The sequence below is a fragment of the Neobacillus sp. Fa239 genome, assembly GCF_055395235.1.
The window spans coordinates 5367116-5391917 of sequence record NZ_AP041611.1 but is presented as its reverse complement, the minus strand read 5'-3'; the positions used below and the strand labels follow the sequence as shown (position 1 = coordinate 5391917).

The 24802-nt window shown below is 44.9% G+C and carries 30 protein-coding genes; 19 read left to right on the top strand and 11 right to left on the bottom strand.

Annotated features, from left to right (window positions below; translation table 11 throughout):
• Nucleotides 1–193: 193 nt before the first annotated feature.
• Together nosZ and ACZ5XR_RS26650 are read right to left on the bottom strand one after the other, a co-directional pair.
• Nucleotides 194–2065, bottom strand: a complete 1872-nt coding sequence (nosZ, locus tag ACZ5XR_RS26655) for a Sec-dependent nitrous-oxide reductase (RefSeq protein WP_464499449.1) — start codon at nucleotides 2063–2065, stop codon at nucleotides 194–196.
• An 18-nt stretch (nucleotides 2066–2083) separates the two neighbouring features.
• On the bottom strand, nucleotides 2084–2539 hold the full coding sequence (locus tag ACZ5XR_RS26650) for a cytochrome C (protein ID WP_464499448.1): 456 nt from the start codon (nucleotides 2537–2539) through the stop codon (nucleotides 2084–2086).
• A 240-nt stretch (nucleotides 2540–2779) separates the two neighbouring features.
• On the opposite strand from ACZ5XR_RS26650, the gene ACZ5XR_RS26645 reads away from it, so the two are divergent.
• Nucleotides 2780–3523, top strand: a complete 744-nt coding sequence (locus tag ACZ5XR_RS26645; protein WP_464499447.1) for a Crp/Fnr family transcriptional regulator — start codon at nucleotides 2780–2782, stop codon at nucleotides 3521–3523.
• 102 nt (nucleotides 3524–3625) lie between these two features.
• Here ACZ5XR_RS26645 and bshB2 read toward each other — a convergent pair whose 3' ends face one another.
• Together bshB2 and ACZ5XR_RS26635 are read right to left on the bottom strand one after the other, a co-directional pair.
• Complete coding sequence (gene bshB2 / locus ACZ5XR_RS26640; RefSeq protein WP_464499446.1) at nucleotides 3626–4294, bottom strand: bacillithiol biosynthesis deacetylase BshB2; 669 nt, start codon at nucleotides 4292–4294, stop codon at nucleotides 3626–3628.
• A 22-nt stretch (nucleotides 4295–4316) separates the two neighbouring features.
• Nucleotides 4317–4664, bottom strand: a complete 348-nt coding sequence (locus ACZ5XR_RS26635) for a YojF family protein (RefSeq protein WP_464499445.1) — start codon at nucleotides 4662–4664, stop codon at nucleotides 4317–4319.
• A gap of 197 nt (nucleotides 4665–4861) precedes the next feature.
• Between ACZ5XR_RS26635 and mobA the strand changes: the two genes are divergently transcribed.
• From mobA to ACZ5XR_RS26605, 6 genes are all read left to right on the top strand, one after another.
• Entirely contained in the window at nucleotides 4862–5452 is a 591-nt protein-coding gene (mobA, locus tag ACZ5XR_RS26630; protein ID WP_464499444.1) for a molybdenum cofactor guanylyltransferase, read from the top strand.
• Between the two features lie 69 nt (nucleotides 5453–5521).
• Nucleotides 5522–5986 (top strand): molybdenum cofactor biosynthesis protein MoaE, encoded by a 465-nt coding sequence (locus tag ACZ5XR_RS26625; protein WP_464499443.1) that lies wholly within the window; start codon nucleotides 5522–5524, stop codon nucleotides 5984–5986.
• Nucleotides 5979–6212 (top strand): molybdopterin converting factor subunit 1, encoded by a 234-nt coding sequence (gene moaD / locus ACZ5XR_RS26620; protein WP_464499442.1) that lies wholly within the window; start codon nucleotides 5979–5981, stop codon nucleotides 6210–6212. Before ACZ5XR_RS26625 ends, moaD begins: the two co-directional genes overlap by 8 nt.
• Before the next feature lie 14 nt (nucleotides 6213–6226).
• On the top strand, nucleotides 6227–7246 hold the full coding sequence (locus tag ACZ5XR_RS26615) for a thiazole biosynthesis adenylyltransferase ThiF (protein ID WP_464499441.1): 1020 nt from the start codon (nucleotides 6227–6229) through the stop codon (nucleotides 7244–7246).
• Between the two features lie 100 nt (nucleotides 7247–7346).
• Nucleotides 7347–7601 (top strand): YwdI family protein, encoded by a 255-nt coding sequence (locus ACZ5XR_RS26610; protein WP_464499440.1) that lies wholly within the window; start codon nucleotides 7347–7349, stop codon nucleotides 7599–7601.
• Between the two features lie 19 nt (nucleotides 7602–7620).
• Nucleotides 7621–7992, top strand: a complete 372-nt coding sequence (locus ACZ5XR_RS26605) for a DUF423 domain-containing protein (protein WP_464499439.1) — start codon at nucleotides 7621–7623, stop codon at nucleotides 7990–7992.
• Between the two features lie 45 nt (nucleotides 7993–8037).
• Here the strand turns inward: ACZ5XR_RS26605 and gerQ are convergent, their stop codons facing one another.
• Together gerQ and hemQ are read right to left on the bottom strand one after the other, a co-directional pair.
• Entirely contained in the window at nucleotides 8038–8508 is a 471-nt protein-coding gene (gerQ, locus tag ACZ5XR_RS26600) for a spore coat protein GerQ (protein ID WP_464499438.1), read from the bottom strand.
• A gap of 209 nt (nucleotides 8509–8717) precedes the next feature.
• Entirely contained in the window at nucleotides 8718–9461 is a 744-nt protein-coding gene (hemQ, locus tag ACZ5XR_RS26595; protein ID WP_464499437.1) for a hydrogen peroxide-dependent heme synthase, read from the bottom strand.
• Between the two features lie 246 nt (nucleotides 9462–9707).
• On the opposite strand from hemQ, the gene pta reads away from it, so the two are divergent.
• On the top strand, nucleotides 9708–10679 hold the full coding sequence (pta, locus tag ACZ5XR_RS26590) for a phosphate acetyltransferase (protein WP_464499436.1): 972 nt from the start codon (nucleotides 9708–9710) through the stop codon (nucleotides 10677–10679).
• Between the two features lie 216 nt (nucleotides 10680–10895).
• Nucleotides 10896–11720: an octanoyl-[GcvH]:protein N-octanoyltransferase gene (lipL, locus tag ACZ5XR_RS26585; protein ID WP_464499435.1), complete on the top strand. Its 825-nt coding sequence runs from the start codon at nucleotides 10896–10898 to the stop codon at nucleotides 11718–11720.
• A gap of 78 nt (nucleotides 11721–11798) precedes the next feature.
• Here lipL and ACZ5XR_RS26580 read toward each other — a convergent pair whose 3' ends face one another.
• Nucleotides 11799–12536 carry an RsfA family transcriptional regulator gene (locus tag ACZ5XR_RS26580; RefSeq protein WP_464499434.1) on the bottom strand — a complete coding sequence of 246 codons (738 nt, stop codon included), beginning with the start codon at nucleotides 12534–12536 and terminating at the stop codon, nucleotides 11799–11801.
• Between the two features lie 238 nt (nucleotides 12537–12774).
• Between ACZ5XR_RS26580 and ACZ5XR_RS26575 the strand changes: the two genes are divergently transcribed.
• The 3 genes from ACZ5XR_RS26575 to ACZ5XR_RS26565 all read left to right on the top strand — a co-directional run bounded on the left by ACZ5XR_RS26575 (nucleotide 12775) and on the right by ACZ5XR_RS26565 (nucleotide 14967).
• On the top strand, nucleotides 12775–12996 hold the full coding sequence (locus ACZ5XR_RS26575; protein WP_007087472.1) for a YuzB family protein: 222 nt from the start codon (nucleotides 12775–12777) through the stop codon (nucleotides 12994–12996).
• Between the two features lie 129 nt (nucleotides 12997–13125).
• A complete protein-coding gene (locus ACZ5XR_RS26570) occupies nucleotides 13126–14424 on the top strand; it encodes an HD domain-containing protein (protein ID WP_464499433.1) in 1299 nt (432 codons plus the stop codon).
• 36 nt (nucleotides 14425–14460) lie between these two features.
• Nucleotides 14461–14967 (top strand): YwgA family protein, encoded by a 507-nt coding sequence (locus ACZ5XR_RS26565; protein ID WP_464499432.1) that lies wholly within the window; start codon nucleotides 14461–14463, stop codon nucleotides 14965–14967.
• 144 nt (nucleotides 14968–15111) lie between these two features.
• Here ACZ5XR_RS26565 and ACZ5XR_RS26560 read toward each other — a convergent pair whose 3' ends face one another.
• Nucleotides 15112–15297 (bottom strand): 2-hydroxymuconate tautomerase, encoded by a 186-nt coding sequence (locus tag ACZ5XR_RS26560; protein WP_464499431.1) that lies wholly within the window; start codon nucleotides 15295–15297, stop codon nucleotides 15112–15114.
• Between the two features lie 214 nt (nucleotides 15298–15511).
• Between ACZ5XR_RS26560 and ACZ5XR_RS26555 the strand changes: the two genes are divergently transcribed.
• Both ACZ5XR_RS26555 and ACZ5XR_RS26550 read left to right on the top strand, forming a co-directional pair.
• On the top strand, nucleotides 15512–16105 hold the full coding sequence (locus tag ACZ5XR_RS26555) for a site-2 protease family protein (RefSeq protein WP_464502446.1): 594 nt from the start codon (nucleotides 15512–15514) through the stop codon (nucleotides 16103–16105).
• Nucleotides 16106–16123: 18 nt separating this feature from the next.
• Complete coding sequence (locus ACZ5XR_RS26550) at nucleotides 16124–16633, top strand: YwhD family protein (RefSeq protein ID WP_464499430.1); 510 nt, start codon at nucleotides 16124–16126, stop codon at nucleotides 16631–16633.
• Between the two features lie 182 nt (nucleotides 16634–16815).
• On the opposite strand, the gene ACZ5XR_RS26545 is transcribed toward ACZ5XR_RS26550, so the two are convergent.
• Nucleotides 16816–18882: a transglycosylase domain-containing protein gene (locus ACZ5XR_RS26545; RefSeq protein WP_464499429.1), complete on the bottom strand. Its 2067-nt coding sequence runs from the start codon at nucleotides 18880–18882 to the stop codon at nucleotides 16816–16818.
• Nucleotides 18883–19103: 221 nt separating this feature from the next.
• On the opposite strand from ACZ5XR_RS26545, the gene speE reads away from it, so the two are divergent.
• The 5 genes from speE to ACZ5XR_RS26520 all read left to right on the top strand — a co-directional run bounded on the left by speE (nucleotide 19104) and on the right by ACZ5XR_RS26520 (nucleotide 23615).
• Nucleotides 19104–19931 carry a spermidine synthase gene (gene speE / locus ACZ5XR_RS26540; protein WP_464499428.1) on the top strand — a complete coding sequence of 276 codons (828 nt, stop codon included), beginning with the start codon at nucleotides 19104–19106 and terminating at the stop codon, nucleotides 19929–19931.
• 162 nt (nucleotides 19932–20093) lie between these two features.
• Entirely contained in the window at nucleotides 20094–20966 is an 873-nt protein-coding gene (gene speB, locus ACZ5XR_RS26535) for an agmatinase (RefSeq protein ID WP_464499427.1), read from the top strand.
• Between the two features lie 193 nt (nucleotides 20967–21159).
• The gene (locus ACZ5XR_RS26530) at nucleotides 21160–21579 is read left to right on the top strand and encodes a YwiB family protein (RefSeq protein WP_464499426.1); all 420 of its coding nucleotides are present in this window, start codon (nucleotides 21160–21162) and stop codon (nucleotides 21577–21579) included.
• The gene (gene argS / locus ACZ5XR_RS26525; protein ID WP_464499425.1) at nucleotides 21576–23234 is read left to right on the top strand and encodes an arginine--tRNA ligase; all 1659 of its coding nucleotides are present in this window, start codon (nucleotides 21576–21578) and stop codon (nucleotides 23232–23234) included. The genes ACZ5XR_RS26530 and argS overlap by 4 nt, the downstream gene beginning before the upstream one ends.
• A gap of 201 nt (nucleotides 23235–23435) precedes the next feature.
• Nucleotides 23436–23615, top strand: a complete 180-nt coding sequence (locus ACZ5XR_RS26520; protein WP_464499424.1) for an H-type small acid-soluble spore protein — start codon at nucleotides 23436–23438, stop codon at nucleotides 23613–23615.
• Between the two features lie 36 nt (nucleotides 23616–23651).
• On the opposite strand, the gene ACZ5XR_RS26515 is transcribed toward ACZ5XR_RS26520, so the two are convergent.
• Both ACZ5XR_RS26515 and uvsE read right to left on the bottom strand, forming a co-directional pair.
• A complete protein-coding gene (locus ACZ5XR_RS26515) occupies nucleotides 23652–23771 on the bottom strand; it encodes a DUF4023 family protein (RefSeq protein ID WP_464499423.1) in 120 nt (39 codons plus the stop codon).
• Between the two features lie 70 nt (nucleotides 23772–23841).
• On the bottom strand, nucleotides 23842–24798 hold the full coding sequence (gene uvsE / locus ACZ5XR_RS26510) for a UV DNA damage repair endonuclease UvsE (protein WP_464499422.1): 957 nt from the start codon (nucleotides 24796–24798) through the stop codon (nucleotides 23842–23844).
• Between the last annotated feature and the right edge of the window lie 4 nt (nucleotides 24799–24802).

The window sequence follows — 24802 nt, the reverse complement described above, 5'->3', positions numbered from 1 at the left end:
CTGGAGGGCCAGACGGTGAAGTCGTTCTTTGACTTCATCGGCTGGACCGAAGCGACCTCGAGGGGCTAGGCGCTGCAGCTAGACAATTCTAGTGAAAACGTGAAATGGATGAGGGTATCAATCTTCTAAATTGATACCCTTACATCTAAGTGTCCTAGTTTTTGCATCTGGGTAAGATGCTGTGTCTAATGTGTTATTGCTTAGGTTTTACAAGGAAATAACCGTTCATTTCTTGGTGTAGCGCAGAGCAGAAGTTTGTGCAGTAAAGCGGGAAGGTACCAGCTTTATTGGCATAAAAATCAAGTGTATTCGTTTCACCAGGCTGAACTTCCATGTTCAAGTTGTAGTCATTAATCGCAAAGCCGTGGGTGATATCTTCATCGAAATCGATGTCGGTTAAGTGGATAATGACATGGTCACCTTGATTGACCTCGATTGTGTCAGGCCGTTTGGCTTTATGGTCAAAGACAAATCGGGATCTCATCGCGATACCGTAAACTTCGACGGTGTTTCCATGACGGACAATTCGTGTATCCGATGTTTTGTAAACCGCATCCTTATTATTCGGATCCTTCGGATAAACGTTAATGCTGTGAATCTTATCGGCCTTAATCATTTGCGCATAGTGCGGTTCAGGATTAGATGGAACTGTATCAACAACCTTCATTTTCGGACCACTGATATCAATTAACTGCATCGTTTCCGGATGTGAAGGTCCAACAGATAAGAAATTGTCTTTTGACAGCTTGTTCAGTGCAACGAGCCAATGTCCATCAGGGGAAACTGTGTCACCTTCAGCAGCAACAGAGTGTCCTGGAGAATATTGAACTGGCACGCGGTCTAATACTTCACCAGTATTTGGATTCCACTTCACGATTTCAGAAGAAATGAACATCGTGGTATAAGCCATACCTTTGTTATCAAATTGTGTATGAAGTGGTCCAAGAGCGTTTTCTGGGTTAACTTCACGCTGCATGACAGATTTGTAATTTAAAACTGGAATACCATTTCTTGTGCCGGCAAAATCTTTGTTAGCAATAGCCTTAAATGCTTTTTCAAATGAGAATACGGTCATCGAAGGTGCCAATTTACCGGAGGCAATGAAGTACTTGCCATCAGGCGTAACGTCAACACCATGTGGTGATTTGGCAACCGGCACTAAATAAATGCCGCCTTTTTGTTTTTCAGGGAAAATCATTTTTTGGCCGTTAACATCAGTGTACTTGCCTTCCTTCACCATTTGCGCAAGCTCTTTCCAGTTGAAAAGAACGATGTAGTCACGGTCTGCCTGTGATGCATTGATTTCCTCTGTTGTTGTTGCTTCTTCTGTATTATAAGTGGTTAAAACAGCCCAATCGCCGGAGCTTTTCTTACCAGCGTCGGATAAGTCATAGGACCATGGTGGAAGGGCAACCTGATAAGCGATATTTAACTTTTCCTTCTTCTGGTCAAACGTTAACGCGCTCATGACGCCGCGGTATTTGGAATGATAATTATCAAGCGATTCATATTTCTGTCCTAGCGGAACCGCAAAGCGAGTTGGTAGGAACATGTACTCTGTGTTTTGCGTAACGAAGGCCGCACAGTGCGGACCGGCTGTATTCGGAACCTTGATAATGTCTCTTGTTGTCCAAGTGCTTAAATCGATGGCCGCTGCACGGCTGTTTCCTACGTCTGTGGCAAACAGGAACTTACCATCGTAATCACCGTTTGTTTCGGAAAGGGCTGGATGGTGAAGATCTCCCCATGTATAGCCGCCAAGCATTTTTTTGGTTCTGGAATCAAAGCCGTATCCTGTTGCCGGATCCGGTGAGAAGACCGGTATCGTACGAATTTCACGCATCGATGGCACACCGTATACAAATAACTGACCAGAGTGACCGCCGGAATCGATTAAGTAATAATCATCTTTTTTCCCAAATGGGACATAAACTTTTTCTGCATCGCTTTTATTGGTGCTGCTTACTGCTGCGGTATTTGTTCCCGAAGAGAAGTTAGCATAGGAGATCGTTGCGGCCAAGAATCCAGCAGCAAAACCCGAAGCGATTGGAATCCATTTCTTCATTCGTTTGCACCACCTTTTTTATTTCGTTTCAGATGCTTTCTTCAGTAATGCTATAACCTGCTTACGCTCTCCGTTGGTTAATGGTCTGCTTCCAAGTACACCTGACATAACAGCAGAGTTTGGTTTGGTTAGGAATTGTTCAATCGGAATACCGTGTTTATCTTTTACTTCAACATAGGCATGTGACAGGTCCGGACCAACTTGACCCCCATGTATATTTAAGGCACTCACGGAGTGACAGCTGATGCATCCTCTTTTTACGATGATGTTATCTTGATTAGCCGAAACCGTTGTCGCAGCTGGTTTAGATGTATCAGCACTTTGAGCCTTAGTGGAAGAGGTATCTGTTGTTTGCGTTTGCGTAGCAGCAGCTTGAGACTTTCCTGAATCGCCCATCATCACTTCAAACACAAGGTAGCCAAGACCAAATCCGAGTACTGCAAAAATAACAAAACTGATTAATGCCTTTTTCACTTTTTTCCCTCCTTTTATCTCTAATGAACATCTTCATCGTAATTTGTATTGAATGGCAATCATGTGACGTACGTCACACTGAATTTTGGGATTTTGAACGTTATGTGAAATGGCTTTCAAAGCCTTGCTATAGCAGGGCTTTGAAAAATTGAACGTTTTGTGAATCTCGTCACTTCTTCTTATTAGGATGTTGTTTACAATGGTATTACCAATAACTTTGAAAAGGATGGTGGAATAAGGATGATTCGAATTGATTGTTTAAAAGACCCGTACTTAACGGTAGTTCATAACGTCAAAACGGAGGAGCTTTTGCGAAAAATCGATATTTTTAAAGATTTATCGCCGCAGTCTCTAAAGGTTGTTGAAAAACGAATCCAATCATTTTCGTATAAAAAAGGAACAAGGATCATTACGGAAAATGATGCGGCCAGAGGTGTTTTCTTCATTCACAGCGGTGCCGTAAAGCTGACCAAACAGGATGAGAACGGAAATGAGGTCATTGTCTGCATCAAACAAAAAGGAGATATTTTTGCGGAGGCCTGCTTGTTCACCAAACGTGAAGAGTGCTATCCGGCCACAGCAACGATGCTTGAGGATGGCCGCCTGCTGTTTTTAGATAAACATGAGCTTGAGCGGGATTTATATGAAAACCCCGAGCTCTCGATTCAAATGATCCGCTACATGAGCGATAATTTGCGGGAAATGACGTCCACTTTAAGGGACGTGGCGCTGCTTGATGTGTACGCGAAAACCATAAAGCAATTAGAACGGCTCGGGAAAAAGTTTAATACGGGCGTGAACCGCTGGAATATTGAAATCCCCTTAACAGTTCAAGAGTTTGCGACGGTCGTAGGAACCACACGCGAAAGTGTCAGCCGCGTTTTCTCCACATTAAAAAAGCAGGAAATGATTGAAATGAAATCACGGAAGATTATCGTTCTTGATTGGTGCAGATTTTGCACGCTGCTGCATCCGGAATTGTAGATTTTAGTTGGGTGTGTAAGTCTAGTTTAGGGAGATTATAGAGTCGGGGACAGTAGCAAAGGTTCCTTTTTATAAAAAAATGAAGCCCTTCACGGTGAAGGGCTAGTTGAATTTGTAGGTCCAGAAGCGCTCGTTGTTGATCCAGTTCATGACTTGCGGATCTTTGTTGGCCAGTTTTTCGGACATGTTGCCGATCATTTGCTCGGTTTGGGAGCGATGGGCTTGAATGGCAGCTAGCTTTTTTTCAGCTACCGCATTGATGTTGTTGATGATATCCGGTTCGCCAAGCTCTTCGACACAATTATTTGAGAAGGCGACGCAGTGCAGTTTTGGCCGTGCGGCCTCAGGAAGCTTTTCGACAGCGCGAATGACGGCCGCACCGGTTGCCTCATGGTCTGGATGCACGGAGTAGCCTGGATAAAACGTGATAATAAGCGAAGGATGTAACTCATCAATTAAGGATGAAATGACATTCGTCAGTTTTTCATCGTCTTCAAATTCGATCGTTTTATCGCGGAATCCCATCATTCGTAAATCCTGGATGCCCAAGACGGCCGCGGCGTTTTTTAGTTCTTGTTTTCTAATTTTCGGCAGGTTCTCCCTGTTGGTAAATGGGGGATTGCCCATGTTTCTGCCCATTTCACCAAGCGTCAGGCAGGCATAGGTAACAGGGGTTCCATTCTGAACATGTGTGGCAATCGTCCCCGACACACCAAATGCTTCGTCATCGGGATGGGGAAAGACAACCAACAGCTTACGTTCTTTTTCCATAAGACATTCTCCTTTCCGTTCTTTATTCGAATGGGGTCGGGCTGATTTCTAAAGCGACGGCAAGCTTGCCTTTGCTGTCATGACCGGCGAGAAGCAAGCGGCCCTGCTCATCGATTTCAGAATGCGTAATCCCTTCTGCATATACCCAACCGAGGTTTATTTTAAGACCCACACGGTATGGGCCGTTTCCGGTAATTTTCCCTATTTCATAGCGGACAAGGGCATTGCGGATATATGCCCCCGCTGAAAAGAAGGATTGGTCAAAGTGGGACGCATAGGCACCGTTGGTCGTTTCAAGGTGAATATATACATCTTGATTGGCAAAACGATTGATAGCTTCTTGGACGCTGGTAAGATCAATGATTTCCAAAGCTCATGGCTCCTTTCCCTTCAAAACTGACGAAAGATTCTCTAACCTATTTTTATTTAATAATGTTACTATCATACTAAAATCAGTTGGAAAATGCGAAATCCTTGCTTAAAAAAAGTTGAAGTTCGAGGGATTACTGTAAAATTTCCCATAAGTATATTATGATTATTTTATAGAAGAAATAAGAAGGTGCGTTCATGAAGGCAGCGGCAATTATTTTATCGGGCGGGAAATCGAGCAGGATGGGCTCGAATAAAGCCCTATTAAAAATAAATGAACAAACCAATATCGAGAGAATGGCCGGGCAGCTAAGCACCTATTTTGATGAAATAATTCTGGTTACAAATGAACCGAAGGACTATCAATTTCTGGGGTTAAAAACAGTCGCCGATCAATATCCCGGCATGGGTCCGTTAGCAGGACTTCACGCCGGGCTAACGGCGTCCAACTATGAAATGAATTTCATAACAGCTTGTGACCTGCCGTTTCTTTCCGGCAAACTGGCTTCAGACCTTGTGAAAAAAATAGCCGATTATGATGCGGTCGTGCCCGTCATCGACGGGAGGCAGCAGCCGCTGTTTGCCGTTTTTCACAAAAGAATTACCAAACTGGTTGTCCAATGCCTCAAAAGCGGGGAACTAAGAATGTCGGAGCTCTTGGCCAAACTTCATCCGTATTACATTACTGAAAAAGAACTGCAAATCGCCAGTCCTGAGCGGGTCTTTTTTAACATGAATAACCCTTCGGAGTACGAAAAAGCAAAGAAATGGGCACAATGCGAGGAGTAACAGTGGAGTATTGCGACAGGGAGATTGAAAGCAATATAATAAGAGTATCGCCTATGAAAGAGGTTAACTATGAATTACGAAATTTCAAAAGAGCCGATCAATATACAGCAGGTCATAGATAAAGTCATCCAGCGCGAGGCCGGTGCTATCACCACATTCATCGGAACGGTCCGCGAATTAACGTATGGGAAAAAAACCTTGTTCCTCATCTATGAAGCCTATGAATCGATGGCGGTGAAGAAGCTCGAGCAAATTGGCACGGAAATCGAGGCGCGCTGGCAAGGCTCCAAGGTGGCGATTACCCACCGGGTCGGAAAGCTGGATATTACCGATGTAGCGGTCGTCATTGCGGTTTCAACGCCGCACCGTGCGGACGCCTATGAAGCGAACCGCTATGCAATTGAACGCATTAAGGAAATTGTCCCGATTTGGAAGAAGGAGCATTGGGAGGATGGCGAGGAATGGAAGGGAAACCAGCTGGAAACCGTGGCCTATCCAACAGGAAAACCGGAGGAGAGCGATTTACGTGAATAAAGTGTTGTTTTTTGCTCATTTGCGCGATGCGGTTGGCGAGGAATCGCTAACGGTAAAGGCAGTCGGCAAAACCGTTGCTGAGTTAAAAATAGAACTGACAGCCATCTACAACCTGATGCAGCTGGATACGGTGATGACGGCGATTAATGAAGAGTTTGCTACAAACGAGGAAGTTATCCGCGATGGGGATGTTATTGCCTTTATTCCGCCGGTAAGCGGTGGCTGATCGGGGGAATTAAGATGAATGATCGTTATTCAAGGCAGATTCTTTTTTCGGGAATCGGACAAGCCGGTCAGGAAAAAATCCGTCAAAAACATGTGCTGATCGTCGGGGCAGGGGCACTGGGTTCAGGAAATGCCGAGGTACTCTCGCGTGCCGGAGTCGGCCGGATTACCATTATAGACCGGGATTATGTCGAGCCCAGCAATCTTCAGCGCCAGCAGCTCTATACGGAAGAAGATGTCGCTGAAAAGCTGCCAAAAGCAGCGGCGGCAGAAAAGCGGCTTAAGGCCATCAACTCGGAAGTAACGGTAAGTGCTATCATCGGCGATGCTACCGCTGCGCTCCTCGAGGATTTAGTGAAGGGTGTCGACGTCATGATCGACGCGACCGATAATTTTGAAACGCGGATGGCGATGAATGACGTCGCGCAAAAGCATGGGATTCCCTGGATATATGGGGCCTGTGTCGGCAGTTTTGGGATGAGCTTTTCAATCATTCCTGGGGAAACGCCCTGTCTTAATTGTTTGCTGCGCTCCATACCGTTGCAGGGAATGACCTGTGATACAGGCGGGATTATCGCACCGGCTGTGCAAATGGTGATAGCCCATCAAACAGCCGAAGCCCTTAAAATGCTCGCCCAGGATTGGCAGGCCGTTCGGACGGCTTTTGTCAGCTTTGACCTTTGGAGAAACCAATACACAAGCATGAAAATGTCAAAGGCGAAAGACCCCGGCTGCTTATCCTGCGGCGAAACGCGGACTTATCCCTATTTGGAGCAGGAAAATTGGACGAAAACGACCGTTCTTTGCGGGCGGGATACCGTGCAGATCCGACCATCCATTCAAGGAGAGCTTTCCCTTGAAAAATTAGCCGGACAGCTTACATCCCTTGGACATTCCGTAAAGGGAAACCCTTATTTATTGTCCGTTGAAATGGGGCCAGAACGGATGGTTATTTTTAAGGATGGCCGCGCGCTTATCCATGGTACGAAGGATTTGACCCATGCCAAGGCGGTTTACCAGCGAATATTTGGATAAAGTTGCCCGCACCCTCCGTGAAGTGCGGGGTTTTTTAAAAAAATGGCAAAATCCGACGTGTTCCACGTGAAACATGTCGGATCTGAGGAGTAATCAATAGATGGACATTTCAATTGAAAAATTATTAACAAAAATGGAGGAAGAATTGAGCCTCGCCCACGGTGAAAGCTTGCGGGAACGGGTTTACTCTATTAAAATATTATGCGAGCTGATTCTTGATGAAATGCAGCCGAATGGCCAAGCGACAGTGGGTCGGGTCATCCAGCAGCCTGCGCAAGGATATTCGGATATAAATCAGCCGAAGAAAATGCACATAGACAACGAAGCAAACGGGGATTCATTATTTGATTTTTAAAAAGTAAAGGAGGAGAACGATGAAGGTATTTATTATTATTGGAGCACTCAATGCATTTCTGGCCGTTGCGCTCGGAGCCTTTGGTGCTCACGGACTGGCAAACAGGCTGGAGCCGAAATATTTAGAGATTTGGAAAACTGGCGTTACATACCAAATGTTTCATGCAACCGGGCTATTGGTGATTGGTCTGCTTCTCGGTCGTGTGGCGGCAAGCTCCTTATTCACATGGTCCGGCTGGCTGATGCTGGTTGGAATCATCTTTTTTAGCGGAAGCCTGTACATTCTCAGCTTAACAAAAGTGGGAATCCTAGGAGCCATCACTCCAATTGGGGGAGTCTGCTTTTTAACAGCCTGGATTCTGATGGTTGTTGGAGCCGTAAAAAACTTTTAAATAAAAACAAAAAGGGTCAGACGTGGGTCTGGCCCTTTTGTTTGATTATCTTGGCGGATGAGTGGTCAATCCCGGTGTTCCGAATGGATATTCATACTCGATTGGTTCATCAAAAGTAATATAGTCAACTGCTACCATTGGGATGAGAAAACGCATGCCTGTTTGCGGGTCGCTCAAGATCACATGATCCCGTCCGGCCGCTTCAATCACACCTTTAAAGGTTTTGGCATTCCATTGGGAATTTCCTTCAAAAGTAGCATAGACGGTGGCCAGTTTTCCTTTGTTTAAACGTAAAATGTTTTCGATGTATGATTGCTCAATTGGCAGTTGCCCAGGCAATTGTCCTGCAGGGTGTGCCGGAAGTGTCGTATGCGTCATATGTGTCGGATGTGCGGTATGCGCAGGATGATGTGTCTGACGAAAATCCTGCTGAAAAGGTGGTAAATACGCAGGCTGACCGGTTGAATCTGCACCTTGCTGCCCAGGATAAGGCTGAAATCCGTAATATTGATTCATCTGTTTCCCCTCCTAAAAATAACTCGCGATTGCCCAACATTCTATTTATACTCCCAAACCTACGATTGGTTACAATGGGCGATAATGTCCCCCAAACTATCGCAATACTTTGACTCGCTGTTTTATTTGTATGAAGGGTAAAGTGGAAATATGACTGGCTTATTGACGAGGAAAAGGAAAAAAGTCCCCAGCAACTGAGGACTTCCATATTAAACGTGCAAGAATCTTGGTACGCGTTCTTCTTCTAAAATATTACCGACGAAGAAAGCGCCGAATTCACCATAGCGGGCACTTACTTCATCAAAGCGCATTTCATAGATTAGCTTTTTAAACTGTAGAGCATCTTCGGCAAAAAGGGTAACGCCCCATTCATAATCGTCAAAGCCGACTGAACCGGTAATAATCTGCTTCACCTTGCCTGCATATGTACGGCCAATCATGCCATGGCTGCGCATCATGCTGCGGCGATCTTCCATCGGCAGCATGTACCAGTTGTCATTGCCTTGGCGGCGCTTGTCCATTGGATAAAAGCAAACATGCTTCGTTTTAGGCAATTTTGGATAAAGTCGGGCCAAAATTTGCGGATTTTGATAAGGGTCTTCCCCGGCAGGCAGATAGTTGCTGAGCTCGACAACTGATACATAGGAATGGGCCGGAATCGTAAACTCTGCAAATTTCGTTTTATTAAACTCGGTTTCAATTTCATTTAACTCTTCCATAGTTGGTCTTAGAATCATCATCATAAAATCAGCCTTTTGACCAACGATTGTATATAAAGCATGGCTGCCTTCATTGCGTTCCTGTGTTGTGTTCCATTTTTCAACGAGACTTAAAAACTCGTGAATGGCGGACTCGCGCTCATCGCTGGAAAGCATTTTCCACGTTGTCCAATCGACAGTCCGGAAATCGTGCAAGCAATACCAGCCATCGAGCGTTTGTGCTGCTTCACTCATGATCATCACTCCTAAATCATCATTCTACTTGTTTAACAATATTTACTATAACATAGTCTGACCAAGAAACGTCGGAATAAACACTTACGGATAATTTTAAAAAAGGAAGTAAATAGTAAAAGGATGAGGGCAATTTTTTGAAAACAAAAACATTTGTCATGAAAACGTTATCTGTGATGGATATTCTTGAAATTTTCAACAGGTAAAGTATGCTAAATAAGTAGTTTTTTTAGGGAGGATTTCGTTGTGAGCGATTTATTTGAAGGATTAAAGCAAAAAGTATCCGGCCGTGATTTGAAGATTGTTTTTCCGGAAGGATTGGATGAACGAATCGTCAAGGCAGCAAGCAGGCTTGCCGAGGAAAAATTAATTACCCCGATTTTGGTTGGAAATATCGATGAGGTTCAGGCGAAAGCGAAAGATCTCGGAGTTTCATTAGATGCTGCCGAAATTTATGATCCAAAGAGCTATGCGGGAATGGATGAACTAGTGGCTGCCTTTGTTGACCGCAGAAAGGGTAAAGTGACAGAAGAGGATGCCCGCAACATTCTTTTGGATGAAAATTACTTTGGAACGATGCTCGTGTATTTAAATAAAGCAAACGGACTTGTCAGCGGTGCGGCCCACTCGACAGCGGATACCGTCCGCCCTGCCTTGCAAATTATTAAAACAAAAGAAGGCATTAAGAAGACTTCCGGCGTCTTTATCATGGTCCGCGACGATGAAAAATATGTGTTTGCCGATTGCGCGATCAATATTGCCCCGGACAGCCAGGACTTGGCGGAAATCGCACTTGAAAGTGCCAAGACGGCTAAAATGTTTGACCTTGAGCCACGCGTTGCCATGCTCAGCTTTTCGACAAAGGGCTCGGCAAAATCGGAAGAAACGGACCGCGTTGCGGCAGCCGTCGCGGAAGCAAAGCGCCGTGAGCCAAGCCTCGTGCTCGATGGCGAGTTTCAATTTGATGCGGCATTCGTGCCGTCTGTTGCGAAAAGTAAGGCACCGGATTCAGTGATTCAAGGGGATGCGAATGTCTTTATCTTCCCAAGCCTTGAAGCTGGAAATATCGGTTATAAAATTGCCCAGCGTTTAGGAGGCTTTGAAGCGGTCGGTCCTATTCTACAAGGGTTGAATCAGCCGGTTAACGACCTATCACGCGGCTGTAATGAAGAAGATGTTTACAAGCTCGCCTTGATTACGGCTGGACAGGTGTTGTAAGATGAAAAAGTCAGGCGGTGCCTGGCTTTTTTTGATTTTGTACGTGGATTTGTAGATAAATTTGAAATTTTGTAGATATCCTCGAGATTTTGTAGATAAGGGTTAGATTTTTGTAGATATAATTTAAAATTTGTAGATATCCTTTAGAAATTTGTAGATATTCTCTTCAAAGGTCATCCACTTACTATAGGATTTTATTAAAAAGGGGTGAAACGGATGGAAAAACCACTTCATTTGCTCCGCCAACCACAGTGGCGGGTTATTGATCAGTCCGCCGCAGGCAGCCATTTTCAAGCATTACAGTCATTTGGGACAGATGACACGCTTTGTGCTTCCATCGGTGCCGGCGAAGCACCTGCAACGGCCAGAACCTGGGTCCATCACAATACAGTGGTGCTCGGGATCCAAGATACGAAGCTGCCTTTCTTAGATGAAGGCAGGCAATTTCTCCATGAGCAAGGATTTCAGTCGATTGTCAGAAATTCCGGCGGTCTCGCGGTCGTCCTTGATGAAGGAGTCTTAAATATTTCTCTCATTTTACCTGAAGCGGAAAAGGGAATTGATATCAATCGCGGGTATGATACGATGTGGCAGCTTGTGCAAAATATGTTTGCTGATTTCCGGCAGCCCATCGAGGCGAAGGAAATCGTCGGCTCCTATTGCCCGGGAAGCTACGATTTAAGCATTGCTGGAAAGAAATTTGCCGGCATTTCACAGCGCCGCTTAAAAAGAGGCGTTGCCGTGCAGATCTACCTCTGTGTGAACGGCAGCGGCAGCAAACGAGCCGAATTAATCAGGCAATTTTACAAGATTGCCAAAAAGGGCGAGCCAACCAAATATATCTACCCGGAGATCGTTCCCGAGGTTATGGCCTCCCTCTCGGAATTGCTTAATCATAACTTCACCATCGCCGATGTCATGATGCGGCTGCTGAAAGAATTAAAACAAAACAGCGAATTTTTATATGCGGGCGGGCTAAACCAATACGAACTCGAGCTCTTCCCAGGGTATTATCAGCGGGTGATCGAGCGGAATAAGTAAGGGGGCCAGTCCCCCGGTGGTTTAATGCGTTAAACCACCGGGGGACTGGCCCCCAAAAGGATGCTTTGCCTTTTCTCCCTATTCCGCTAATTTTTCTAGATTGCCGTTGCGGTCCATTTTGAATTTTGTGGCGGGGCGTTCTTCTTCCTCGAACAAGACGAGCTTTCTGGCGCGGTTCATGATTTTCATGAGCGTCTCGTAATCTTCTTGAATGGTCTCGGTGTTTTGTTCGAGGTCACCGATTTTTGCCGACATTTCTTCATTGTACCGTTTTAATTCGGCGATTTCCCTCTTCAATCTTTCATTCTCACTTTTTAGTGCTTCATTTTGCAGATTGGAATGATTAAAGTTTTGTAAGAAATCAATAACGGCATCCATGGTAAGCGGGCCGCTTGAGCGTGGTGCCTGCCTGTAAACCTGAACAGCTGGCATTGCGTGCGTCTCCATGGCCACTTCTGCTGTTAAATCTAAATCCGGCATTTGCGTCAATTCCGTCATTTCCTCTTCCACCACGGTAAAATCCTCTGTAGTCGTTACCGGTGGACTGTAGAGCAGCTTTTTCTTGCCGCCTTGGTCTTTTCCTAACACCCTTTGCCGCTGTTTACGCTGTTTTTTTGATAGCTGCAATGCTTTTTCATAGCGATGACGTACGACGGCATTCCATCTAAAGCCACAGGCTGCCGAAGTCCGGTTCAGCTTATCACCAACCTCTTCAAAGGCGTTCAACTGTGTACTGCCTTCTCTTACATGTCTCAGAACGGTCTCAGCCAGAAGTAGATCATTCTCATCTGTCCATGCATCTTGACGAACTTTCATTTTTTCAACTCCCTTACAATTTTAAAAGTTCTAGTAGTAGGATGGACAATATTTACCAGCTTTATACCAAAATGTTGCAAGGATAGTAGATTTTTTTAGAGTTTACTAAGAAGCACCGCTTGATTTCAAAGATAAGAAAATGTAAAATACCATAGGAGTTAAAGTATGATAATATTTTGCAGAAATTGGCTAAAATAATATAGAAGATAGTTTGTATAGATGAAAGGGTTGTAAGCTAATGTCCAATGAATTTCGAGTTTGCGATGATTGCCAGGCCGTAAATTTAAAGACATTAATCCCTCGTTTGAAAGAGATTGACCCTGATGCCGAAATTAAAATTGGCTGCCAATCCTATTGTGGACCCGGCCGGAAAAAGACCTTTGCCTTCGTCAATAACCGCCCGGTTGCTGCCTTGACCGAAGAGGAATTAATGGAAAAAGTTAATAAAAAGATAAAATAATCACCGCCCTTAGGTGATTTTTCTTTTTCTCATTTTGTCGAATTTTACTGTAGAAATTTGTGGGAATTTTGAGTGATTTCCCTTTTAAATGGGGATATAATAGTAGCAAAGCAAAAAGAGGGTGAACCAATGGTCTATGCACAGGAAAAATTGAGTGAAGAAAAGGTTTTTAAAGACCCCGTTCATCGCTATGTTCATGTCCGCGACCTTGTGATTTGGGATTTAATCGGCACGAAGGAGTTTCAGCGTTTAAGGCGGATCAAGCAGCTCGGAACCACGTTTTTGACCTTTCACGGTGCAGAGCACAGCCGTTTCAACCATTCTTTGGGAGTCTATGAGATTGTCCGCCGCATCATCGATGATGTGTTTGCCGGAAGACCGGAATGGAACGATGACGACCGCCTCTTAACCCTTTGTGCAGCACTTCTCCACGATTTAGGGCACGGCCCGTTCTCCCATTCCTTTGAGAAGGTTTTTGGGCTCGACCATGAAGATTTCACACGAGCGATTATTTTAGGAGAAACTGAGGTAAACAAGGTCTTAACAAAGGTCCAGTCTGATTTTCCAAAACAAGTCGCCGAGGTGATCGCGAAAACCTCCGACAAGAAGCTCGTCATCAGCCTTATTTCCAGTCAAATTGATGCCGACCGAATGGATTATTTGCAGCGGGATGCCTATTTTACAGGGGTCAGCTACGGTCATTTTGATATGGAACGAATTTTAAGGGTTATGCGCCCCCGCGAGGATCAGGTGGTTATCAAAAAGAGCGGCATGCATGCAGTAGAGGATTACATCATGAGCCGTTACCAAATGTACTGGCAGGTGTATTTTCATCCGGTGTCCCGCAGTGCAGAGGTGATTTTAACGAAAATCCTCCATCGTGCAAAATACCTTTTTGAGCAAAATTACTCGTTTAAACAGCAGCCCATTCATTTTTATTCTTTTTTCCATAATCATGTAACTTTAGAAGACTATTTAAAATTAGATGAAGCCATCATATTATATTATTTTCAAATTTGGCAGGAGGAGGAAGATTCGATTTTAAGCGACCTCTGCAGCAGGTTTGTCAATCGGAATCTCTTTAAATTTGTCGAATTTGATCCTGCGAAGGAATATAAAAAGCTCGCCGAACTCAACTCCTTATTTAAAAAAGCAGGGTTGGACCCTGAATATTATTTAGTGGTCGATTCGTCATCGGACTTACCGTATGATTTTTACCGTCCGGGTGAAGAAGAGGAGCGCCTGCCGATTCATTTGCTGATGAAGAACGGAGAGTTAAGGGAGCTTTCCCGCGAGTCGGAGATTGTCGATGCGATTTCCGGTAAAAGAAGAACGGATCACAAGCTGTATTATCCAGCAGACTTTCTGTTGGACCAATCCTTCAAGAAAAATAGTAAAAAACAAATTTGCGCTCTTTTGGATTTATAGGAGATATCGTTTATTCGGAGTAGGAGATGACGAATTGTGTTAAATGATCATGCGAAGCTGATGCAGGCGATTATGGTATCCGGTGAAATTGTCGGAAGAAAAAAGCTGCAGAAGATGATATATATTGCAAAAAAGATAGCCTACCCCTTCCAGGAGAGGTTTCAGTTTCATTTTTACGGCCCGTATTCGGAGGAATTAACACTGCGAGTAGAAGAATTATGCAATATGGGCTTTTTGAATGAAGTGAAAGAGAAAAAGGGCGGGTATTATCAATATCGCTACTCCCTGACCGATCCGGGACGCGAGTTTTTGAGTTTAAATGAAATCAACATGCCCTTTTTGGAGGATTGCCTCCTGGATATGAATCATCAAAATGCTAGATTTTTGGAGCTCGTTTCGACGGTTTTATATTTTGATAATCTAGCGAAGGATGAAGTGGCGGAAAAGGTGTTTACCTTAAAAAGCAAGCAGCGCTATACAGAGGCGGAAGTAGAAGAAGCTTATCAATATATTGAAGCGTTGAAGGAAAAAGCTAAGCTCTAATAAGAAAAGCAAAAGCGCCTTGAACAGGGGCGACAAGCATAAGACGAGCCGGCGGGAAGGTTGCTCTTTAACCTTCTTTCCGGCTTGACTTATGACCTCGAGCCCCTAGGCGCTGTAGCTAGACAAGGGCTTAGCTTTTTTTGACTATTTATCGCTGGCTCTTACGCCGCCAACTGCATAGTTATTTTTGGTCATTTCTTCGATAAACACGGTGATATTTCCGGCTGGCGCTCCGGTCGTTTCACTGACAGCAGCGGTCACCTTTTCGACGAGTGCTCTTTTCTGGTCATCTGTACGGCCTTCGAGCATTTTTACAGTAACGTATGGCATGATGTTTCCTCCTTTTTATGTAACTAACTTTATTGTTTCATTTTGGATAAAAAAGTTCAAGACCAGTCAACCAATTTTCATTTTTGCTGCGATATCCTGTATACTTATAGGAAAATAATACGATTTCCCCGGAATATAGAAAAAGAGGAGGAGAACGGGTTTGGATTTTTTAGCCTATCCATTGAAAGTAATTCCCTATGTGGCGATCACGCTGATGGTTGCGTTCACGTTTCATGAATTAGCCCATGCCTATGTTGCCTATAAATTTGGGGATCCGACTGCCAAAAAACAGGGGCGCTTAACATTAAACCCGCTTCAACATTTGGACCCGATTGGCACGCTGTTAATTTTTATCGCCGGATTCGGCTGGGCCCGCCCTGTACCGGTGAACCGCCATTTCTTTAAAAAGCCGCGGCTTGCCGGTGTTCTCGTTTCGGTTGCAGGTCCAATTAGTAATTTTGTCTTGGCATCGCTTGGCTTTATCATCTGGTACGGATTGAACCGTGCTGGTGTTAACCTTTCTGATAACTTTTACACATTTATGAACATATTTATCGACCTTAATGCCGTTTTGTTTATTTTTAACTTGCTGCCGTTTCCGCCGCTGGACGGCTATCGGATTATTGAGGATTTAGTCCCCAATGGAGTGCGGGCGAAAATGTCCCAATTTGAATCGTACGGCTCGCTCATTTTTTTAATTTTAGTGATTACACCACTGAGTTCCTTCACCATCCAACCCATTTTTGATGTGATTCTCCCATGGATGCGGGAAGGTTTAGGTGAATTTTATCATTCGTGGTTTTTTTAGAGTAGGAGGTTAGCCAATATGGATGAAAATAAGAAAAAGCTTGGTTTTAATATTATTAAAAGTGACCCGACTGACGGGCATCGCGGCTATGGAAAGGGAGCGCTCAGCCTTGATAATGTTTCCCCTGTGATCATTGATGTGGATGCCGGGGAAGCGGAGATTGATGTGGGGGCGATGCATGCCCGCAGCGTGGTGGAAAAAGGGATTAAATTCCTGCCTAATAAAGACGAGGTGCCGAACGCGAAACCGTATTGGCTAGTTTGGGTGACGATCGACCGCAATATCGATGGTCCGTATTACGCCGGCGTCACGGCCTGTGAAATGACGGTTGACCGGGAAATCCGCCGCGGCTACAAATCGCTTCCGGAACATGTCAACCGGATGGATAAGTCGCTGAAACGACAGATCATTGTCGATCATATGGATGAAAAATCGAAGAATATCCTCGCTGATTTTCTCCGCAACCACAATGCCGAATTGTGGAAAAATTCTTCTGAAGTATTGAAGAAGGGTCTGGGTTCTGTTTAGATATTTTTTACAAATATGCCAAAAATCACTTGTAGTTTTACAGAAAATTAAGTAAACTTATTACCAACGTGAATACACGTAAAACTAGGACACGAAAAGCTCCGGAGGCATCCGGAGTTTTTCATTTTGTCCAGCTAAAAAAAATGCACACGAGACGCCGTGTGCATTCTTTGTTGTTCGAACTAACCGCCCCAATGGAAAATCCGCTTGTACCAAGGGATTTTCTTTTGGTCCGATTTAGCCAAATGATCATTCGAACGATTTAAGTGATCGGTGCTATATTCAGTCGGCTGGGTGCCGGCGACATAATACGTGAATCTTTTTACAGGGCTGTCCTTGGTAGCAAGCTTGCCATTCTCCGGGTCGACATAGACGCCGACAACTCCCTCGTGAGGCGGCCTGAACGCTTGAACAGGCTTATCCTTTAACGCATCCTCCATAAACTCGGCCCATACATTTTTGGCATACGATTTTTCGGCGACAACGTCAATCGGCTTGCCGGCATCATAACCGGCCCAAACAGCGGTCACGAGCTGTGGCGAAAACCCAATCATCCAGCTGTCGGTCTCCGTGGAGCCAGATTTACCTGCATACGGGCGGGTCAAATCATTGGCGACAGTGCTCCCGGTTACTTTCGCATAGCCGTTTAGCTTTGGATCAAAAATACCGGTCATCATTTGGGTCATGACATACGCCTTCGCCGGATCTAACACCTGTTTATTCTCCGGTTCGCTTTCGTAGATAATCTTTCCGCTATAATCTTCCACTCTTGTAATCAAGGTCGGGTTTACCTTTTTTCCGCCGTTGGCAAACATGCTGTAGGCGTTTGCCATGTCAATGACGCGAACCCCGGAGGTACCGAGGGCAAGCGAAGGCACCTTGGCCATTTTGGTGGTAATCCCGAATTTTTTCGCGGTATCAATCAATGTTTCTTCACCCAAATACAAATGGGTCTTCACGGCATAAATATTATCCGATAAGGCAAGGGCCTGGGCGAGGGTGATTTCCCCATTCGCATATTTGTTGTTAAAATTATGCGGCGTATAATCCGGTGTGCCGTCATCAAAATGGAAGGTCGTAAACTCGCTCCTCATCGTAGAAGATGGAGTAAAGCCGTCAGAAAGTGCTGCATAATAAAGGAGCGGCTTAATCGTTGACCCCGGCTGCCGGATCGCCTGAACGGCCCGGTTAAACGGGCTTTTTTCATAGTCGCGGCCGCCGACCATCGCCTTGACGTTGCCATTTTTGGGGTCCATCGCGACGAGGCCCATCTGGATTTGCGAAGTGTCCGCCACATATCTTTTTATTTCTTTTTCCGCAGCTTCCTGATCTTTTAGATTAAGGGTGGTATAGACCTTTAACCCGCCAAGCGCAATCGTGCGGTCATCTAAATGAAGCTGGTTTTTCAACGCATTTTTTACGGCATCCTGAAAATATGGCGCTACCTTCACATGCTGCTGCGGATGGGCGCCGACGAAAGCTAGCGGTGTTTTTAAAGCTGTTTTGGCCTGACTTTCTTTAATATAGCCGTTTTTCACCATGCTTTGTAAAATAATGGCCTGGCGCTTTTTGGCGTTTTTCAAGGAAACAAGCGGTGAGTATAGACTTGGCCCTTTCGGAATACCGGCAAGCATGGAGGCTTCCGCTAATGAAAGCTTGGAAGCATCCTTGCCAAAATAAAATTGACTGGCAGCCTGGACACCGTACGACCGGTTTCCGTAATAGATCGTATTTAAGTAACCCTCCAGGATCGATTGCTTCGTGTAATTCATTTCAAGGCGGATCGTGTAAAAGGCCTCAAGTATTTTTCGCGTCCAGGTTTTATCATGCTCGAGAAAAAGATTTCTGGCATATTGCTGGGTAATCGTACTCGCGCCTTGAACTTTGCCGCCGGCTTTAATATCGGCAAGGACGGCCCCGCCAATCCGCTTCATGTCGAAGCCGTGATGGTGGTAAAAATTGCGGTCCTCAATGGAAAGGGTCGCATCGACCAAATCAGGGGAAATATCCTTTAACGAAACCCAGTAGCGCTTTTCCCCGTTATTACTCTCGCCAATCTTCGTTCCATCATCTGCAAAAAACAAGGTGGATTGCGGAACGGCAAGCGGCGGTGCGCCAAGGATTTTTGCATAGGCTAAAATGCCAAAGAAGAGAATCAGCATGCAAATCATGCCTATCAAACTGATGATGATAAACGCACGTAAATACTTGATGGTTTTTCGGAACCCGTGATCAGTCATGATTTCCATATTTGTCACCCCGCTGTGGCTTTAGAATTTGTCCATTCGAAAGAAATTAATAGTCTTAGTATGAAAAAAATGGCTGTGTTTTAAACATTTCCCAAGGGGGAATGAAAATTTTTCTTGAAATTTTGCTAGATTCCTCTATACTTTTTCTTGTTTGTAATTTAAACGTTTGGGTACGATAAAAAAATGAATAAATATAGATATTAGTTGGAAGGAAGATGAACATGACAATTTGGTTTACAGAAAAACAAACCGAAAACTTTGGTATCACAATGAAAATCAATAAAACCTTACATACAGAGCAAACAGAATTTCAAAAGCTTGATATGGTGGAAACAGAAGAATGGGGCAACATGCTGCTTTTAGATGACATGGTGATGACAAGCGTTCGCGATGAGTTTGTTTATCACGAAATGGTGGCGCACGTGCCATTATTTACTCATCCAAATCCTGAGAATGTTTTGGTTGTCGGCGGCGGCGATGGTGGTGTTATTCGTGAAGTGTTGAAGCACCCAAGTGTGAAAAAAGCTACGCTGGTTGATATTGATGGAAAAGTCATCGAGTATTCGAAGAAGTTTCTTCCAGAAATCGCTGGCATGCTTGATGACCCTCGTGTGGACGTTCGTGTTGATGACGGCTTCATGCATATTGCCAAAAGCGAAAACGAATATGACGTGATCATGGTTGACTCAACAGAACCGGTTGGTCCTGCAGTTAACTTATTTACAAAAGGATTTTATGCAGGAATTTCGAAGGCATTAAAGGAAGACGGAATCTTTGTCGCACAGTCCGACAATCCATGGTTTAAGGCCGATTTAATCCGCAATGTGCAGCGCGATGTGAAGGAAATCTTCCCAATCACACGTTTATACGTTGCTAATATCCCAACATACCCAAGCGGCCTATGGGCATTCACCATCGGATCCAAAAAACACGACCCGCTCGAAGTAAGCGAAGACCGCTTCCACGAAATCGAAACCAAATACTACACAAAAGAACTCCACAAAGCAGCCTTCGTGTTGCCGAAGTTTGTTGGAGATTTAGTTAAGTAAGGGGCCGTTAAGGGGTCAGACCCCCGACGGAGTAATGCGGTGAAGCATTGGGGGACAGTCCCCCGATAGAGTAATGCGTTAAAGCGATGGGGGACAGTCCCCCGACGAGGTAAAGCAATGGGGGTTAGACCCCAAAAGGTAATCCCCAAAAGGAGCGTTGTTATGCGGTTTGATGAGAGTTATTCAGGTAATGTGTTTATTAAGAGTCATCCGAGTTTTGAGGAGAGTAAGGCGGTGCTGTACGGGATGCCGATGGATTGGACGGTTAGTTACCGCCCGGGTTCGAGATTTGGTCCGACCCGTATCAGAGAGGTATCGATTGGCCTTGAGGAATATAGCGCCTACCTGGACCGTGAACTGGAAGATGTAAAGTATTTCGATGCGGGTGATATTCCGCTTCCATTCGGAAATGCACAAAAAAGCTTAGATTTAATTGAAGAATTTGTTGATAAACTGCTTGATGCAGGGAAATTCCCTCTTGGCATGGGCGGAGAACATCTTGTTTCGTGGCCGGTCATGAAAGCCGTCTATAAAAAATATCCGGACCTGGCGATTATCCATTTTGATGCCCATACCGACCTGCGCGAGCAATATGAAGGGGAGCCATTATCCCACTCCACCCCAATTCGCAAAATCGCCGAGCACATTGGACCGAAAAATGTGTATTCGTTCGGGATCCGTTCCGGAATGAAAGAAGAATTCGAATGGGCGAAACAAAATGGCATGCATATATCTAAATTTGAAGTTCACCAGCCATTAAAAGAAATTATGCCAACGCTTGCCGGACGTCCTGTCTACGTTACCATAGATATCGATGTCTTGGACCCTGCCCATGCGCCTGGAACGGGCACGGTCGATTGTGGCGGCATCACATCAAAAGAGCTGCTTGCCTCCATCCATGAAATCGCCCGATCAGATGTAAGGGTTGTCGGCGGCGACCTCGTTGAAGTGGCTCCAATCTACGACACTTCCGAACAAACTGCCAACACAGCCAGCAAACTCATTCGGGAAATGATTCTCGGCTGGGTAAAATAATTGACATAAGAGGCTGTCTCAAAAGGGTCAGACCCCCCTTGCTCAACACTCAATATATAGCGCCTTTAAGAAAAGTTCAGCTATATATTGTTGTTGTGGGGTCTGACCCTTTGTTTATGTGACAGCCCCTTTTGAATTGAAGTCTTTTTTGGGTATAATAGTACAAGTAATGATTAAAGGGAGTGCTGTTCAGTTGTCAATCCCTCAACTACCTGTAAAAATCAACGTAAAAACAACAATTGACCACGAGGAAACTTTTGAGTTAGTGTTATTTGGTCAATATTATAAAAAAGAGAATGCCTCCTATCTGCAATATGAAGAAGTCATGGAGGAGGGAAGCGTCCGCACGATCGTCAAAATGACCGCTGGGGAAGGCTTGATTTTGCGCAGCGGCGCGGTGAAAATGCGTTTGCCCTTTCAAGTAAACAGGAAAATGAACGGCAGCTACGAAGTGCCGTTTGGCCGGTTTGAAACAACGACGAAAACGAAAAAAATCGAACACAGCTTTGACAATGGCCAAGGCCGTATTGACATACTTTATGATTTCACCATGCAGGGATCGCCTGCCGGTACATACCATTTAGAGATCACGTTCCAGGAGGATATGAAATGAACATAGTTGAGCAGGTTCAAAATAAGATTAAGGAAGAAATTAAGGCAGCTGTTTTAAAAGCAGGCCTTGCGTCGGAAGAGCAAATTCCCGACGTCATTCTTGAAACCCCGAAAGAAAAAGCACACGGCGACTACTCAACAAACATGGCGATGCAGCTCGCCCGTGTTGCCAAGAAAGCGCCGCGAATGATTGCGGAAGCCATTATGGAGAACTTTGACCGTTCGAAAGCTTCCATTGAAAAAATTGAATTAGCAGGACCGGGATTTATCAATTTTTACATGAATAATAGCTATTTAACCGAATTGATTCCGACCGTTCTGAAAGCGGGCGAAAAATATGGGGAAACAACGGCCGGCAATAAGCAAAAGGTCCAGGTCGAGTTTGTTTCAGCGAATCCGACTGGTGATTTGCATCTTGGACATGCCCGCGGTGCGGCCGTCGGCGATTCCCTCTGCAATATTTTAGCGAAGGCGGGCTATGATGTTTCCCGCGAGTACTATATTAACGATGCCGGCAACCAGATTAATAATCTCGCATTATCCGTTGAGGCTCGCTATTTCCAAGCGCTGGGTCTTGAAAAAGAGATGCCTGAAGATGGCTACCACGGAGCAGACATTATCGGAATCGGCAAAACCCTTGCTGAAGAGTTTGGCAAACAGTACGTGGAAGTCGATGAGGCGGAGCGCTTTGAATTTTTCCGCGAATATGGCTTGAAATATGAAATGGAAAAATTAAAACGCGACCTCGAGGATTTCCGTGTCGGCTTTGATGTCTGGTATTCGGAAACCTCCCTCTATAAAAATGGCAAAATCGATGAGGCTTTGAAGGCGCTGCGTGCGACCGGCTATATTTATGAGGAAGAGGGCGCAACCTGGCTCCGTTCAACGGAATTCGGTGATGATAAAGACCGCGTGCTCATTAAACAGGATGGCTCTTACACCTATTTGACACCAGATATTGCCTATCACAAAGATAAGCTCGACCGCGGCTTTGAAAAATTGATTAATATATGGGGAGCGGACCACCACGGTTATATCCCGCGGATGAAGGCGGCCATTCAGGCTCTCGGCTATGACCGCGATGCCCTCGAGGTCGAAATCATCCAGCTGGTTCACCTCTATAAAAACGGAGAAAAAATGAAGATGAGCAAACGGACCGGAAAAGCCGTAACGATGCGGGATTTGGTCGATGAGGTCGGCCTCGATGCCACCCGTTACTTCTTTGCGATGCGAAGCTCTGATACGCATTTGGATTTTGATTTGGATTTAGCTGTGTCCGAGTCGAATGAAAATCCGGTATATTACGCTCAGTATGCGCATGCCAGGATTTGCAGTATTTTACGTCAAGGCGGCGAAGTGGATCTGAATGCCAACTTTGCTCTCATTGATTCCGAAAAGGAAATCGACTTATTGAAAAAGCTTGGCGAGTTCCCGCAAGCCGTCGGTGAGGCCGCCGTGAAGCGTGTGCCACACCGCATCACGAACTATATCTTTGAGCTTGCCTCGACCTTCCATAGTTTTTACAATGCCGAAAAAGTTCTCGACAGCGAGTATCCGGAACGCTCAAGCGCTCGTATCGCGCTCGTAAAAGCCGTCCAGATTACCTTAAAGAATGCACTTGCCTTAATTGGCGTTTCGGCTCCGGAAAAAATGTAAAAGGGTAGGGTCAGACCTCCTCGCTCAACATTCTATTTATAGCCGCTTTTAAGATAAGTTCAGCTATAAAATTATGTTGTGGGGTCTGACCCTTTGTTTTAGGCGGCCTCTTTTTCTTTGAAAAATAAAATCCCCTCCCAAGAATATCATCCAAAAAATAACAAATATTAATATAGAAAATGAAGCTGAGGAGGGGACCAAATGAATGTAGGAAGAGCGAAGGAAATAGCTGAGTCTGCAGAAATGATCCAGGTTACCTATCAAGGGACACCCGTTATCATTCAGCACGTCGATGAAGCGTCGAAAATGGCGAGAATTTATTCGCGGAACAATCCAGAAAACGAACGGGACGTTCCAATCTTAAACCTAATTGAAGAATAAAAAAAGCATCGGCAAATTTTCCGATGCTTTTTCTTTTTAATTGTGCTGATTATTAGGTAGCTGTTTATCAGGATGGCCTTTGCCCTTCTTTTTGTTTTTCTCCTGCTTCTTCCGATCCTCGTTTAATTTTTGAACAAACTCATTGGTATTCTCCATTCATCATCCCTCCTTGATAATTGTTACTGTAACCATTTACCGCGGAAAACATGTACACACAAATTGGAAATCACTTCACCTCAACGGCTGCACCGCTGATCCGTTTCACGCCACGGGTTTTGCACAGGTCTTCCACTAACTTTAAACATGCCTGGTCCTTCGCTTTTGCTTCAATCATAAAATCTACATCCTGACCAACCTCACGAAGCAGCTTGAAAAAAGGGATAATAAATTCCAAATCAACAAAATCAGCATGGGACCGAAATTCCTTCTCCGATTTGGGAGAAGAAATATGGATTTTCGGCCGGTGCAAACGCTCAGACCATGTTGCAAAAATCCGCGGCAGCAAATCAGCCAGCGGCGCCTCACATAAATTGGCCATATGGTGATGATAGTCAAACACAAAGGGAATCGCTTCTGTTTCACATGCCGTCAGGGTTTCCTCAACATTGTAGGTTTTATCATCATTTTCTAACGTCATCACTTGTTTGATAGGTTCGGGCAGCCCCCGCAAATTCTGATGAAACCGGCTTAATGCCTCCACTTTATCCCCATAGGCACCGCCAATATGAATATTAATCAAACCGGAATCTTCCAACCCCATCGCTTCCAGCATTCGATAATGGTACCCCATATCAACAATCGCATTATTGGTAATGTGCGGCTGCGGTGAGGTAAACAACGTAAATTGATTGGGATGAAAGCTGACCCTCAGCTGCTTTTTTTTGACGAGTGTGCCAATTTCCTGCCATTCATTCTGAAAGGGTGTCACAAAATCCCAACGCACCTCCGGATGAGTAGCGAGAGGGACAATCGAGCTGGAGAAACGGTACAATTCAATTTCATGTGCCACATTGTAATAAAGCATGCGGATGGTATGCAGAAGATTCTGCTTCGTCACCAACAGCAATTTTTCTCGGCGCTCCGCCTCGTCCAGCTGCTGATAACGGGTAAAGGTAACCGTTTTAGCCGGCGAGGCGTCCCATAAACTAATCGCATGTGAAACATAACCAAAGCGAATCTTCATACTG

What these genes read in the sequence shown, in the direction of transcription:
- nosZ (WP_464499449.1), bottom strand. Translation starts at nt 2,065, where the DNA reads ATGAAGAAATGGATTCCAATCGCTTCGGGTTTTGCTGCTGGATTCTTG.
- ACZ5XR_RS26645 (WP_464499447.1), top strand. Translation starts at nt 2,780, where the DNA reads ATGATTCGAATTGATTGTTTAAAAGACCCGTACTTAACGGTAGTTCAT.
- bshB2 (WP_464499446.1), bottom strand. Translation starts at nt 4,294, where the DNA reads ATGGAAAAAGAACGTAAGCTGTTGGTTGTCTTTCCCCATCCCGATGAC.
- mobA (WP_464499444.1), top strand. Translation starts at nt 4,862, where the DNA reads ATGAAGGCAGCGGCAATTATTTTATCGGGCGGGAAATCGAGCAGGATG.
- ACZ5XR_RS26625 (WP_464499443.1), top strand. Translation starts at nt 5,522, where the DNA reads ATGAATTACGAAATTTCAAAAGAGCCGATCAATATACAGCAGGTCATA.
- ACZ5XR_RS26615 (WP_464499441.1), top strand. Translation starts at nt 6,227, where the DNA reads ATGAATGATCGTTATTCAAGGCAGATTCTTTTTTCGGGAATCGGACAA.
- ACZ5XR_RS26610 (WP_464499440.1), top strand. Translation starts at nt 7,347, where the DNA reads ATGGACATTTCAATTGAAAAATTATTAACAAAAATGGAGGAAGAATTG.
- ACZ5XR_RS26605 (WP_464499439.1), top strand. Translation starts at nt 7,621, where the DNA reads ATGAAGGTATTTATTATTATTGGAGCACTCAATGCATTTCTGGCCGTT.
- gerQ (WP_464499438.1), bottom strand. Translation starts at nt 8,508, where the DNA reads ATGAATCAATATTACGGATTTCAGCCTTATCCTGGGCAGCAAGGTGCA.
- hemQ (WP_464499437.1), bottom strand. Translation starts at nt 9,461, where the DNA reads ATGAGTGAAGCAGCACAAACGCTCGATGGCTGGTATTGCTTGCACGAT.
- lipL (WP_464499435.1), top strand. Translation starts at nt 10,896, where the DNA reads ATGGAAAAACCACTTCATTTGCTCCGCCAACCACAGTGGCGGGTTATT.
- ACZ5XR_RS26580 (WP_464499434.1), bottom strand. Translation starts at nt 12,536, where the DNA reads ATGAAAGTTCGTCAAGATGCATGGACAGATGAGAATGATCTACTTCTG.
- ACZ5XR_RS26575 (WP_007087472.1), top strand. Translation starts at nt 12,775, where the DNA reads ATGTCCAATGAATTTCGAGTTTGCGATGATTGCCAGGCCGTAAATTTA.
- ACZ5XR_RS26570 (WP_464499433.1), top strand. Translation starts at nt 13,126, where the DNA reads ATGGTCTATGCACAGGAAAAATTGAGTGAAGAAAAGGTTTTTAAAGAC.
- ACZ5XR_RS26560 (WP_464499431.1), bottom strand. Translation starts at nt 15,297, where the DNA reads ATGCCATACGTTACTGTAAAAATGCTCGAAGGCCGTACAGATGACCAG.
- ACZ5XR_RS26555 (WP_464502446.1), top strand. Translation starts at nt 15,512, where the DNA reads ATGGTTGCGTTCACGTTTCATGAATTAGCCCATGCCTATGTTGCCTAT.
- ACZ5XR_RS26550 (WP_464499430.1), top strand. Translation starts at nt 16,124, where the DNA reads ATGGATGAAAATAAGAAAAAGCTTGGTTTTAATATTATTAAAAGTGAC.
- ACZ5XR_RS26545 (WP_464499429.1), bottom strand. Translation starts at nt 18,882, where the DNA reads ATGGAAATCATGACTGATCACGGGTTCCGAAAAACCATCAAGTATTTA.
- speE (WP_464499428.1), top strand. Translation starts at nt 19,104, where the DNA reads ATGACAATTTGGTTTACAGAAAAACAAACCGAAAACTTTGGTATCACA.
- speB (WP_464499427.1), top strand. Translation starts at nt 20,094, where the DNA reads ATGCGGTTTGATGAGAGTTATTCAGGTAATGTGTTTATTAAGAGTCAT.
- argS (WP_464499425.1), top strand. Translation starts at nt 21,576, where the DNA reads ATGAACATAGTTGAGCAGGTTCAAAATAAGATTAAGGAAGAAATTAAG.
- ACZ5XR_RS26520 (WP_464499424.1), top strand. Translation starts at nt 23,436, where the DNA reads ATGAATGTAGGAAGAGCGAAGGAAATAGCTGAGTCTGCAGAAATGATC.
- ACZ5XR_RS26515 (WP_464499423.1), bottom strand. Translation starts at nt 23,771, where the DNA reads ATGGAGAATACCAATGAGTTTGTTCAAAAATTAAACGAGGATCGGAAG.
- uvsE (WP_464499422.1), bottom strand. Translation starts at nt 24,798, where the DNA reads ATGAAGATTCGCTTTGGTTATGTTTCACATGCGATTAGTTTATGGGAC.